The 12,387-nt window shown below is 34.0% G+C and carries 11 protein-coding genes; 3 read left to right on the top strand and 8 right to left on the bottom strand.

The window, feature by feature from the left end; translation table 11 throughout:
- Positions 1-131 precede the first annotated feature (131 nt).
- The 8 genes from ACP6PL_RS03845 to glyS form a co-directional block, all read right to left on the bottom strand.
- A complete protein-coding gene (locus ACP6PL_RS03845) occupies positions 132-875 on the bottom strand; it encodes a GTPase domain-containing protein (protein ID WP_426542724.1) in 744 nt (247 codons plus the stop codon).
- Positions 876-1,193: 318 nt separating this feature from the next.
- The gene (locus tag ACP6PL_RS03840) at positions 1,194-1,667 is read right to left on the bottom strand and encodes a hypothetical protein (protein ID WP_426542722.1); all 474 of its coding nucleotides are present in this window, start codon (positions 1,665-1,667) and stop codon (positions 1,194-1,196) included.
- A 109-nt stretch (positions 1,668-1,776) separates the two neighbouring features.
- Positions 1,777-1,911 carry a hypothetical protein gene (locus ACP6PL_RS03835; protein WP_426542720.1) on the bottom strand — a complete coding sequence of 45 codons (135 nt, stop codon included), beginning with the start codon at positions 1,909-1,911 and terminating at the stop codon, positions 1,777-1,779.
- On the bottom strand, positions 1,884-3,143 hold the full coding sequence (locus tag ACP6PL_RS03830) for an urease accessory protein UreH domain-containing protein (protein ID WP_426542718.1): 1,260 nt from the start codon (positions 3,141-3,143) through the stop codon (positions 1,884-1,886). Before ACP6PL_RS03830 ends, ACP6PL_RS03835 begins: the two co-directional genes overlap by 28 nt.
- A 268-nt stretch (positions 3,144-3,411) precedes the next feature.
- On the bottom strand, positions 3,412-3,594 hold the full coding sequence (locus tag ACP6PL_RS03825; protein WP_426542716.1) for a hypothetical protein: 183 nt from the start codon (positions 3,592-3,594) through the stop codon (positions 3,412-3,414).
- Positions 3,595-3,649: 55 nt separating this feature from the next.
- A complete protein-coding gene (locus tag ACP6PL_RS03820) occupies positions 3,650-4,201 on the bottom strand; it encodes a Uma2 family endonuclease (RefSeq protein ID WP_426542714.1) in 552 nt (183 codons plus the stop codon).
- A 330-nt stretch (positions 4,202-4,531) separates the two neighbouring features.
- Entirely contained in the window at positions 4,532-5,890 is a 1,359-nt protein-coding gene (gene murD, locus ACP6PL_RS03815) for a UDP-N-acetylmuramoyl-L-alanine--D-glutamate ligase (protein WP_426542712.1), read from the bottom strand.
- A 1,042-nt stretch (positions 5,891-6,932) separates the two neighbouring features.
- Positions 6,933-9,089, bottom strand: a complete 2,157-nt coding sequence (gene glyS / locus ACP6PL_RS03810; RefSeq protein ID WP_426542760.1) for a glycine--tRNA ligase subunit beta — start codon at positions 9,087-9,089, stop codon at positions 6,933-6,935.
- A 1,038-nt stretch (positions 9,090-10,127) separates the two neighbouring features.
- Here glyS and ACP6PL_RS03805 point away from each other — a divergent pair.
- The 3 genes from ACP6PL_RS03805 (at position 10,128) to ACP6PL_RS03795 (ending at position 12,331) form a co-directional block, all read left to right on the top strand.
- Positions 10,128-10,952 carry an ABC transporter ATP-binding protein gene (locus tag ACP6PL_RS03805; protein WP_426542710.1) on the top strand — a complete coding sequence of 275 codons (825 nt, stop codon included), beginning with the start codon at positions 10,128-10,130 and terminating at the stop codon, positions 10,950-10,952.
- Positions 10,953-11,777: 825 nt separating this feature from the next.
- Positions 11,778-12,122, top strand: a complete 345-nt coding sequence (locus ACP6PL_RS03800) for a hypothetical protein (protein ID WP_426542708.1) — start codon at positions 11,778-11,780, stop codon at positions 12,120-12,122.
- A gap of 62 nt (positions 12,123-12,184) precedes the next feature.
- Positions 12,185-12,331: a DUF433 domain-containing protein gene (locus ACP6PL_RS03795; RefSeq protein ID WP_426542758.1), complete on the top strand. Its 147-nt coding sequence runs from the start codon at positions 12,185-12,187 to the stop codon at positions 12,329-12,331.
- Positions 12,332-12,387 lie beyond the last annotated feature (56 nt).

Genomic DNA, 12,387 nt, shown 5'->3' with positions numbered 1-12,387 from the left:
TAGGGATTTCAGCAAAATTTTTGTGTAATTAATTCTGTGTATCTGCTGACTTTGTTTAGTCTAAAATGTACTTTTTTTTATTTTTTATTCTTCTTAGTTCCTTCCTCTTTTCTTCTTCCTTCATTCTTCATTCAAGCTAAATAACTCGCCAAATATATCCAAGGTAATTCTAAGAAACTACGATAATAAATGCTGGTAATAAAACATCGCACTGACAAACCAGAACGACTTTTATTTATTTGTTCTAGTTCCGATTTTACAGGTTGAAAATAACGATTAACAACATAATTATGACGTTGTAGCCAATTCATAGGAGAGCCATGAGGCAAATAATTTAACTTGGAAATTTCCCGATCAATTTCACAATTTATTAAATCCGCTTTATTCAAACAAATTACAATCTGTCGAGTTTGAGGACAATCATAAATAAAGAACTCAGCCCAACGATTAAATCTATTACACCATTGTTGCCGAGTAATATAATTTTCTGGATCAATATGAGGCTGTAAAATTTCTCTATAGGGAGGAACAATTAAAAAAATTCCTTCACTTTGACTCATTATTTCTTTAAAGTCTTGCCATTCATTAATATGTTCAGACTGCCACGACCTACGAAATAATTCTCCAGGAGAATCTATCCAATCTACAGGAATTTTACTAATACCAATAGGCAGTCTAACTTCCACATTAATAGAACGCTTTTCAATAGTTTGAGTAGGTTTAGTTGTACCATCTAAATTAAGCAAATTTGCCCGGAGATTTTGATAATTTTGATTGACTAAATCGACCCGAACATAATTTCCTTGGGGGTTTGCCAATGCTAATGCTAAATGAGTTTTTCCCACGGCGCGATCGCCTATATAAACTACTCCCATTTCAGAATTTAAGAGGTTATAGATTAGAGTTTAACATATTAATTTATAGGGTCATATAAAATCAATAGGATACTATAAATAGTAAGCTTTTTTGCATTTAAATAACTTAACTTGTTGTGTACTAAGTTAAAAGTACAACCCTTATTACTTCAGATTTATGACTTGCTAAGACTCATTTTAAATGTGTGTTAGCTTACTTGCCCGATTAACCCTACTTCTGAATTTTTAAACTCCACTAATAATTTTTAACAGTTATCAATTTCCAGAATTAATTATTTTCTGAATATAAGATTATTTTTTGATGACTACCTATTTTTATTATCCACCAGTAACAGTCACAGAATAATTAAATTTAAAAGGTTTAAAACTTGTTCCATCTTTGGCACTACCAATAATTTCTAAATCATAAATACCTGCTTTGGGAAACATGATTTCTGCTCCTGGTATATCTTGATATTGTTCAGTATCAATTCCTTTTAATTCTGGATTCATTATCGGTTTACTATCAGAATTACGGGGTTCAGCATAAACATTTAACTGACAATTACATTCACTAAAAGGAAGACTTTTACCACCTTTACGAGTTAGAGCAAACCAAGCTAAAGAAGATTTACCGACTTTCGGATTATGATTAGGTGTAATGTGAAAAGTACAAGCTACATCTTCAGAAATTTCTACATTATGAGCATAAGTAGGAATTAATTGATTGTGCAGTTTATGATTAATTATTTCTGCTTTTGCTCCAACAGAAAATGCCAAAGTTAACAATAAAATTTTGATACTAATTTTCATTATATTGTACTCCAAAAATTTTTTTCTATTTATTAATTTTACAAGAGATTAGGCGATCAATGTGGTATGACTGACATTGTCTCCATTGGTATCATCTGAATTTATAATTCTATCTATAACTGCTAACTGCAATATTCAACTTCCCCATCTCCCCATCTCCCCATCTCCCCATCTCTCCATCTCCCCATCTCCCCATCTCTCCATCTTCCCATCTCCCTATCTCCCTATCTCCCCGTCTCCCCATTTCCCCATTTCCCTTAGTGGAGGTGTATAATATCGTTGTAAAGAAAATAAAGACCAAAAACGACGAGATCGCACAACTAATACAACTAATATTACCACTCCCAAAACAACAGTTCGCAACTGATTTTCCATACTCCATTCTAAAGAACCCAAATAATGAGAACCCATTGCCACTGCATGAACTCCAGATAATACAAACGCTGGTACACTCAATAAATGTAACCTCCGCCACCACTGACCGAAATATTTGACTGCTCCATCAAAACTAGTCAATGCTAATGGTAACATAAATCCCAGACTGACAAAACCAGTCCATATTGCCAACTGATGTTGAGGCAACATAAACGAAACCGCCTGGATATTCCAATTTAAACTGTGGTCTAACATTCGCCCTGTATGCGCCATTGACAAAACAAATGCTCCCACACCTAAAGCACGTCGATAACGTAGAGGTTGACTCCAAAACCGACTTAGGGGACGTGCTATCAAGGCTAAAATTAAACAAAATATTGCAGCATGACCAGTATAGTCAACCATATCACCATTCCGCATGACTACCATTATACCAACGAAGATACTCACCCAACCCGCCATTTGAAATAGTTGACTGCGTTTATCTGCACTTAAAAAAGATGTCAACATTCCCACTCCTAACATTGAGGGTAATGTTCCTAAACCAAAGGCGAACATACTCGCTCCACCTAACCAAATATTGCTTGTTTCTGCAGCTTTTATTTGGGCAGCATACAGAAAACCGCATGGCATCAAACCCCAAACTAATCCTAGTAAGGCAGGAGTCCACCATTTGTTTTCCATGGAAAGGTTTACCATGACTGCACTTAAGCGGTTATGCAGGTTGCTTTTTTTCAGAGGATGAAATATTGGTAAATTTGGTAATAGTTGCGGTTGCACTTTTGCCAAACCAAACCAGATCAGCATTAAACCTGTAATTATTGCTAACCATCGTCGTAGCTCACTGTCAATACCTGCTAAATGACCGCTTGCCACTAATACGGAACCTAGTGCGCCAATACCTGCACCTGTCAGGGTGTAGCTACAGAGACGACCAAAGTTAAGTAGGGTATGAAATTGAAATTGATGCCATTTGTTAGAGGAAATTGGAGATTTTGTGGAAAGAGAGAAACTTGCAGTCAGAGGACCACACATTCCGACGCAGTGACCGAAACTACCGAAAAATCCTAAAGTTGTTAATAATAATAGTTCTAGTATCACGTTTTTTTAAGAGTAATATTAAAGCAAAAAGAAAGGAAAGTTATAAGTTAAGATATTGCAGTTTTCATATTGATAAAATTAAAGTAACTACTCTTAAAGTTAGATATTCAAAAAAAATTGAAAAGCTGGTAGCTGACTGTTAATTGCTAAATTTATAATTCATCGGGAATAATTACATCAATTATTTCCGTTTTATTTTTCCGATAAATGCGAAAATCACTATCTAAAGTTAACAAGCTACTGCCTAATATTAACTCATTCATTCTGACTAAACAAGCATCTGCAAAAGAGAGTTGTGAAAGACAAAAGGTAGCATCAGAAAAATATGCAGGTCGTTATTGTTTAATTCATATTGGATTTTCTCATAGCGACCTAGTTTAGCTTTTTTATGATAATTATTATCACTTTGATACTCAAAATTAGGAAATAAAAATAGTTGTTTTCCTTCCATTAAATTTTTTATATAATCTTTTGTTTAATTTTTCCAGTGTACCTCATATAAATTCCTACCCAAACTCTGGCGCCCATACTTCAAATACAGGTAATTTCCACCCTGGTAAGATTTCTTCTACTTCTAACACATCCCCATCTTTCAGGACAATTTTTTCTTGCTGATAACGATAAACTTCCATTGTCCGACTGCGAGGATCTACTAACACCCCAACAATAGTTCCTAACTCTATAAATTCTTGTATTTTTTGACGTAATTTTGGTAATTGATCACTCTTAGATTTTACTTCAAAAATTAAGTCAGGAACTAACTTAACATAATCTTCTGTAGGACGAAGTAATTTTTCCGCACGAATAAAAGAAGCATCTGGAGTCCGAATATCTTCATCTGCATTTGGTAAGCGAAAACCTCCACCAGAAGCAATAACTCTACCTAAGTTTCTTGGTCTTACCCAATTCCATAAATAAGCGACTATTGCTGCTGCTATTTCATCTGATTCTAAACCCGAAGGACTCATAACAATAATCTCTCCTCGTACTAATTCCATGCGATAATCTGGATAATCTATTTGCAGCTTTTCTAAATCTTTAACTGTTAAACCAGACATAATTATTATCAACCTTTTTTTGTGTTTATTTATATATTATTGAAATCAAACCTTGCAACTTAAATTTTTATATAATCTTAGGCAATAGGGAACAATTAAGTAGCTAGGAAAAATCAACCTTAAAAAACTCTAGGTAGTCAATTTACCTAAACTATTCTGAATTATGACTCCTGCTCCCTGACTCGTCCTAATTTAAAGTTAACTTTATTTATAACTAGGTACTTAATAGAGTTACTCAAAAGATATATGAAAAGTATTTTTCATTAATTCAAGCAACTGAATCTAATAACTAAAACCTCAGACTTAACAGCTACTACCTAACACCTAAATCTACCTTTTTTTCTGATTTAATGCTAAAGATAACTTCCGAAAACTGTCTCCTCTTTCTTCAAAATTTTGATACTGGTCAAAACTTGCACAAGCAGGAGATAACAAGACGACTTTAGCATCATATTTTTTCGATAATGCTGCACCTCTAATTACTGCACGTTCCATATTTTTCACTATTTCATAATGACGAAAATTAATCTTTTGTAATCTCTTAGCTAAAAACTCAGCAGCATCACCAATTAATAAAACAAAAACAACTTTTTCCTTAATTTGTCGCAACCAATCATTATCATTACCTTCTTTAGCTTCACCGCCAGCAATTAATAATACAGGTGCCGGTACAGCTTTTAAACCAACTGCTGCAGCATCATAATTTGTAGCTTTACTATCATTAATAAAATCTACTTCATTCCAACTGCAAATATATTCCAAACGGTGGGGGACACCAGAAAAATTTTTCACCGCCTCAGCGATCGCCTCTTTTTCTATTCCTGCCAATTTCGCCACCGCTACTGCCATCAATAAATTCTGCTGATTATGATTTCCCAACATTTGCAGTGACTCCACAGGAATTATTCTTTCTTCCAACCCTACTACCCATCCATCTTCAATATAAATTCCTTTAGCTATATCTCCAATCAAATTAGCTTTTCCTTGAATACTTGTCCAGTAAGGATTATGCCAAAGATTTGTTGCATTTTCACGCAGGTAGTAGTCGTCACCATTAAGAATTTGTATTTGAGAGCGATTTAATAAGCCAGCTTTAATATTAAAATAATTTTCTAGACTGTAGTGACGACTTAGATGGTCAGGAGTAAAAGTAGTCCATACAGCAATTTCTGGACTCAAAGTATTGGAAGACTCAATTTGATAACTACTTACTTCTGCTATTATCCAATCCGGGGGAGTTTCAGATAAAGCTAATTCACAAGCAGCATATCCAATATTACCACAGGCAGGAGCCAACAATCCGGCAGTCTTAAAAATGGCAGCAGTTAAAGCAGTGGTGGTAGTTTTGCCATTAGTACCGGTAATACCCACCCAGGAGCAAGACTTGAGATATCGCCACGCTAACTCCATTTCCCCTATTGTTTCAATTCCAGTTTCTCTAGATTGTTGCAATGCAGGTAAATCCCAGGGGACACCAGGACTAACAACAACTAAATCTAAAGAGGTTTCTTGTTGAAATGAATAACCCAACTTAACAGTAATACCCTCTTGAATTAACTGCTGTTTTTGTTGCTCCAGGAAGTCGGAAGTATTACGATCGCTCAATTCAACTTCCCAACCATTTTTTTTCAGCAGTCGCGCAGCAGCAACACCTGATTTTCCTAAACCAATAATATGAGCTTTTGACATAGTAAATTTTTCTGGAAGAACGAATTTTTAGTCTAATTATTTTAATTTTACAGCAGATTGAGCTACGATACTTCCGTAGGATTTAGGATTTATACAGTTTCTATAAAAGATAGTGTTATAGTTGATGCTTATTGAATAACTAAAGTAAATAAAACATAGTTGTAGTTGCTAGTTTTTTTCCTGAAATAATATCTAATTAAAAAATATTTACCCAAAAAATTTGGTTGAATTTATTTCCCTTTTCAAGGTACTTAATGCTGTATTTATAACAGTTATTATCAGTAGTTCACTACAAAATTTGTTTTAGCCAACAGCTACAGAAGACAATAAGTAATAGGAAATAGGGAATAGAAAGAAAAAGATAACTGTACCTCAAAAACAGTGAGAAACCCTATATTAAGATTTGAATATGAAGTTACATAGAATAAAGTTTAAATCAGAGTTGACTTTGATATACAGACACAAAGGTTAATAAATTTCATAATTCTGTGCAACTTCAAATCAAAATGGTATTAAAATTCCAGCCTTTATATCAAAGGGTAGTTGGTTGAGTCACCAAACCTTTACAGTTAAAGTGGTAAATAGTTACCTCTTCTTATACCAATTACTATGCATTAATGCTATACTTAGGTGAAACTTCAATTATTAAGTAATTAACACAGGCACATGAAAGTTTTTTGATAATTACAAGTAACGTTAATGTTAATTATTCTTATGTTTACTTCTCCAGTACGGACGTTGCATACAACCTCCATATCTACTCCCCTGTTCAAGATACGGGTTGAAAAGTTTTTGAGAAATGGTATTACTTGTTAATTGCTGAATATCCCCTAGTTAAGCTGTTCCCCATACCCTTTTTTATATTTCCAAAGCCTAGCGTCACAACTACATTGATATTATTGATATTTTAGTAATTTTCCCCAACCCCTAATACCTATAGCAAAGAAAGAGTTGCTTAAGACATAGACTGATGATGAATCTTAGACTAAGAAATGTTTTTCCTACTATTGGGTTGCCTTCTGGAACTTTTGCCTGCTACAGTTCAACTTTTAACTATTTGGCCAAAGTCTGCCAACACCCTGGCATTATTGCGGAGCAGACTCAATAAATTTAACCGATTTTGTTTGATTTTCGGATCGGGGTCCATTACCAATACACTTTCAGGTCCATCAAAGAAATTACTTACTGTGGGAGCTATTTTTGCCAAAGCATCGACTAACTGTTGATAATTCCTGGTTTTTTGAGATATTTCTGTTTGAGGCACTAATTCAACCAAAGCATCATAAAAAGCTAATTCAGATTCACTTTTAAACAGTTTTGAATCTACAACTTCTAAAGGTGCAAGTTGCATTTTATCCAACTCACCTTGAGCAGCTAAACGAGTTGAACGATTGACAGTTTCATAGATTTTTTCAAGCATACCATTTTGCCGAATATTTTGTAAGAAAACTGCCCGATTACGCACATCTAATAAATCTTTTAATGCCCTTTCCTGATATTCAGAATCATTATCTCCCAAAACTGCATTTACCAAATCATAATCAATATTTTTTTCCTCTTGCAAAATAGTTCTAATTCGCTGCAAGAAAAAATCATATAACTGTGTTAATAATTCAGAATTTATTTCAGAATAAGTTTTAACAAAATCTACAGCAATCTGTTCTAATAACTGATGTAAATTTAATGGTAAATTAGCCGACCAAGTAATATTAACCACAGCATTCGCTGCCCGACGTAAAGCAAAGGGATCACCGGAACCTTTAGGTAACATTCCTAACCCAAAAATACTTACCAAAGTATCAAGTTTATCTGCCAAACTTACAACTTGACCACTAATAGTTTTTGGTAAAATATCCCCTGCCCCTCTAGGCAAATAATGTTCAAAAATTGCCGTTGCTACTGCTTCAGTTTCTCGGCCAGCACGAGCATATTTTTCTCCCATTACTCCCTGCAATTCAGGAAATTCATAAACCATTTGAGTTACTAGATCAGTTTTGCAAAGAAGAGCTGCTCTTTCTATATTTTTGGATTCTTCTTTACTCACTTGTAACTGTTCAGCAATTAACTTAGCTATATTAACAATACGTTGTACTTTTTCTCCCATTGAGCCTAACTTTGCTTGGAATGTCACTGCCTCTAATTCAGGTAAATAGCTTTCTAATGGTTTAGCTAAATCTGCTTTATAGAAAAATTGTCCGTCAGCTAATCTCGCTTTAATTACTCTTTCGTTTCCTGTCGCTATAATTTCTGATTTTTCTGGATCGCCATTAGAAATGGTAATAAAATATGGCAACAACTCTATTTCTTTACCAGCTTTTGGAGATTTTACAACAGGAAAATAACGTTGATGTGTCACCATTACTGTTTTTGTGACTTCCGCAGGTAAAATTAAAAATTCTTCGTCAAACTTTCCAACTACTGCTGTCGGCCATTCTACTAAGTTTGTGACTTCTGCTAATAATTCTGTAGGAATTTCTGCTGTTCCTTTAACTTCTTTTGCAGCAGTTTGTATTTGTTGTTCAATTTTGCTTTTTCTTTGTTGATAATCTACTTCAATGTAGGCTTTTCTCAACTCTTCTTCATAATCTTTGGCTTGGGAAATTTTTATTATTTGAGGAGATAAAACTCTATGACCGTAAGAGAGGCGATCGCTTGTAATTTTCTCCGAACCATTCTCTAAATTTATCGGCAATATTTCATCATCTAATAATGCTACTAACCATCTAATAGGGCGGGGAAATTTAATATCTCCATCTGCCCAACGCATAAATCTTTTACCTTCTAATTTATCAATCCATTCTGGTATTAATTCTGTCAGAATTGCTGTTGTTTGTTGACCATGAATTTTTTTATTAACGAAAACAAAATCACCTTTTTCCGTAGGACGTATTTCTAGGTCATTAAGTTCTACTCCTTGTTTTTTAGTAAATCCTTCTGCTGCTTTAGTAGGTTTGCCATCTTTAAAAGCTGCTTTTGCCGGAGGTCCTTTAATTTCTTCTTCTCGATCTGGTTGTTTAATTGGCAAACCATTAATGACCACTGCTAAACGTCTAGGTGTGGCATATACGTTAACTGCATCATTTGTCAAGTATGCCTCCGTGAGGGTTGTGGGGATAAGTTTTTGCCACTGTTCTATGGCTTCAGAGACAAAAGTTGCAGGTAATTCTTCTGTACCAATTTCTAATAAAAATGTCGCCATCATGAAAATCTTGAGATATTTGGATATTATCGACTAATTACAACAGTTTAGCAGAAAGTAAATTGCAAATACTCTCATCTATCTTTTCAATATATTTGACGATTTTCAATAAATATATTCTTTTTTTATAAAAATATTATACACAATTTAAGCACTACCAGAGATTAATATCTGCTATTTTTGATACGAGAATTTATTGTTAACTATAAGTTTGTTAGTATAGCAATCTGCCCATTGGTCGTGACAGTTTTAATAATAATTAATTTTATCCCTTAACTTTGAAAATTATGACTCCTGACTACTGACTCCTAACTCCTAACTGCCACCAAAATATCAAACCGAAATAAGACTGCTATATGTTATCTTAGATAGATAGACTAATAATTACTTATTTCTCTTCCCAAGAAAGAAAGTTATTAATCAAGTAGGCACAAGTAACCAGGAAAATACTTAAAATATCTTGTAGGTAGCAAACTTAAGTACCACTATGGTGCCCAAACAAATTGAAATACTGAAGTTACTCATGTATGGCTTTGACAACTAAAATACCTCATATTAATGCTGTTAAGTGATACCATTAAAATAGAAAAATTTTCATTTTTCATTATCTAATGAAAATTTTTCCTGATGATTTTGACTACAGAAAAAAATTATATTTTCTTCACATTTTTTGAGGTGAAATGCTCAAAATATGAAATTTTAAATGGGAAAAATGAAGAAAAATATATTGAGTAACTTCAGAATAAATTTCAACTACTCTTGAGCTATTCTTAGTAAACTCTCAGATAAAGCCTAGTCAAAATTAATCTAAGTTCTAAGTGTTCTTGATTACCTTAAAACTTAGTAAGCTAAAATACAATGTAAGTAAATTACCTCAGTTTCTAAATGTTCAAAGGCCATTAAACTTAAATCAATCCCTGAAATTAAATTTAATTTAACGAGAGAGATTCAATTTAGGTTAAACTCAAAAACCTAGTAAACTCAAGCAAACTATAGAAACTTCGCATAAGCGAACTATCTATCAGAGGTATATTCCTCATGTCCCCAAAACACTCTAGCTTACCAAAAGTCGCACCTATGACTACTTTTAATATGTACATGGCTGCTGCCACTAAAACTAAAAACCTATCTCTTTGTAATCCTAGAGATGTTGCTAGCTTAAGAACAGCAGCAATCACGTCTTGTGGGGTGACAATGGCCTACCAAACCGGACAACAATCTTACCAGGTACTCAAGAATATTGACTTGACAGTACAGAAGGGTGATGTCCAACTATTGATGGGGCCATCTGGTTCTGGTAAAACTACCTTGCTGTCAATCTTAGCAGGATTGTTAACACCAACATCTGGCAGAGTGTGTCTCTTGGGACAAGAAATCACAAAAATGTCTAGACATCAATTGGCCAAGTTTAGACTTCAGAATATCGGCTTTATCTTTCAGGGATTTAACTTGTTCCCGGCATTAACAGCAGCGGAAAATATAGAAGTAGCTCTGAATATGAAGGGTATCAAAGGTAAGGCAGCAAAACATGAAGCTCAGGTGCTTTTGGAACAGGTAGGGTTAGCTCCTCAAGCCAAACTACATCCACGGGATTTATCTGGTGGCCAAAAACAAAGGGTTGCGATCGCTCGTGCCCTGTCTGGAAACCCTAGGATAGTTATGGCGGATGAACCAACAGCAGCTTTAGATTCTCATAGTGGTCATACAGTTATTGAGTTACTGCGTCAGCTAGCTAAAGAAGGTGGCTGTACAGTGCTTATGGTAACTCATGATCCTAGAATAGTTAGTTCTGCTGATAGAGTAGTTTATCTTGAAGATGGAATCATACAAGAAAATAAACAGCTATCTGATAATTTCCTGTAATTTTTTGTGAAATACTTATATTTTAAATTTCCAGAACTTTCCAGGTATTCAGCAGGGAATAGATTTTTTTATTTTCCTTTGTTTTTACTTGCTACTCCTAATATTTTTTTCATTTAATTGTAAAGTTTGTTCCTTGATAACACCTTGGAAAAAAAGTTAAATTACTACTAGTAGATTGTTGAAGTTTAGTTACTAATGATACAGCGCTATAATTAGCAACAAATTTATCCAACCTATAGGCAAATTTACTAAAATAGTGTCCTGTTTCTTCGTAACTAAACTCTTCTATTGGCATCCCAGAAATACCAGAAAATTTCTGGCCTGGGATGATTATGATGCATCCTGATAGTCTGAAAGTGCTTTGTAAATGCTTCCTAAGTATAACTCCTTATCTGCCGTAGGGGTATTAAAAAAATATGAAAAATAATTGCTAACCTTAACACCACAAGTAGGGCTACTAACAACTATTTTAGGAGTTTAATTTTGATTAGCTTGCGATGGAAACCTTGACCTGATTAATAACCAGCTTCCTACACCAAAAACAGTTATAAAAGTGCTAGATATTTATGATTGGATGGTAGTGCATAGTAATGCTATAGGAAGTGTGGGGAGTGTAGGAAAAAAATGTATATTCTCACCATTAAGCGAGGATAGCTACCCCTGATTGAATCAAGTGCTGAGTAGAATAGGAAGATAAAATAAATTCCGTAGTTTTGATAAAAGGTATATTTAGGATTTTAGAGAATATTTAACTGGGAACATAGAAAGGGGAAAATAAGGAAAATTTTTTCTTTTTCGGCTTCTTAAGCAAATCAAGTAGTTATTATGAAATTTTTACGGTTTTTTCTTGGCATTTCTACTGTGATTATATACCTAGTAACAATATACGCAGTAGCTAAAAAAGGCATTAATTGGCCTGCTGTATATTTTGGCGATTTACTTAATCTTGATTGGAGAAGTCAGTTTAACAGCGACTTTTTAATTCATCTTTTCTTACTTGCAACCTGGATTTCTTGGCGAGAAGGATTTACTATAAAAGGCTTTATATTTGGTTTTCTTAGTATTTTTCTGGGAGGTATGTTGAGTTTTCCATACTTACTTTATGCAACTTATAAAGCAAAAGGAGAGCCTAAAGAGATCCTTCTTGGAGTTCATGGAAATAAAGTCTAATAAAGGCTCAAAATATTATATTATAACTGGATGGGGAAAAGCTTTGTATTTGTCGAATGTGAATTACAGTTTACAACCTTACTGACTGGGTGCCATCAGGGATGTCCATTGCTGAGATTATTGATGACTTTTCAGAGCTGGCGAAAGAAGATATTAGAGCTTGTTTAGAATTTGCTATTGACCATAATCAACTGCGATACAATTTCTAAGTTACCCAATTATTAATAATTAATAATTAAATAATTCTGGTTTAAAGCCTCCCCTT

This window comes from Dapis purpurea BLCC-M126 (genome assembly GCF_050015975.1).
Taxonomy (GTDB): domain Bacteria; phylum Cyanobacteriota; class Cyanobacteriia; order Cyanobacteriales; family Microcoleaceae; genus Trichodesmium.
The sequence above is the reverse complement of the archived record's forward strand: the minus strand, read 5'-3'. Positions and strand labels throughout refer to the sequence as shown.